The 794-nt window shown below is 65.7% G+C and carries 1 pseudogene; it reads right to left on the bottom strand.

The annotated features are described in order from the left end of the window. Window positions 1-609: pseudogene (locus EN893_RS36205) on the bottom strand (hypothetical protein); the annotation flags it as partial. Window positions 610-794 lie beyond the last annotated feature (185 nt).

Raw genomic sequence — 794 nt, 5'->3', positions numbered from 1 at the left:
GGAAATACCGTGGGTGTTGACGCTCACCTGATGCGCCTCGACACCGGCCTCGTATAGCGCGCGCTTGCCGATGATGGTCTGGGCGGTGAATTGATCGCACCAGAGGATGGCGCCGTGGCCGCGCTGCAAGGCCGACCGCAGCCCCTCCAGCCCCTCCAGCCGGATCGTCGGCGACCAGCGGCCAGCCACCAGATGTGCGGCAAGCTGCAGGCGGCGCCGATGGCGCGCCGCCAGCAATCCCTCGAACAGCTTGCGTGTATCGATGCCATCGCCAAGCACCGCGCGTGTCGCGGCCGCGTAGGCCGGGAATTCCTTGCGCATATGGCGCTTGAGGCGAAACCTCGATATGCGGCCGCAGATCGGCGCCCACCAGCGCACCGGCAGCGCCGCTGCCACCACGAGATAGAAGACGGACAGCAGGCCTTCCCGAAGGTCCTTGTTGGAAAAGCGGCGAAGCCGGCCGGGGTGAACCAGCTTGCGGCTGAAGAAGCGGACGTCCTCCGCCCGTTCCGGGACGAAGACGTCGGCGATGATTTCAGTGCGGAAACTGGCTGCCGATGGCAGCTTGCGGGCGGCCTTGCGGGATTTTGCGAACCACCACAGCCTCATCGGTCCAGCCCGTTCTTCGACCCCCGCTTTACTGCGTCGGCTTGGGACGTGCAAGGTCATGTCCGCGCTCAAGACTTCTGCAAATTTCGCTTGCCCTCTACCTGGGGGACAGGCGCGTGCAACGCGAGCTGGCGCCCGCGACGCCGGACCGCTGATCGCTGACCGGCAGTCGCTATTCCATATAC

It is taken from the genome of Mesorhizobium sp. M7A.F.Ca.CA.004.04.2.1, from assembly GCF_004022825.1.
Classification (GTDB): Bacteria; Pseudomonadota; Alphaproteobacteria; order Rhizobiales; family Rhizobiaceae; genus Mesorhizobium.
Note: the sequence above shows the minus strand (reverse complement) of the source record. Positions and strands in the feature narration are given on the sequence as shown.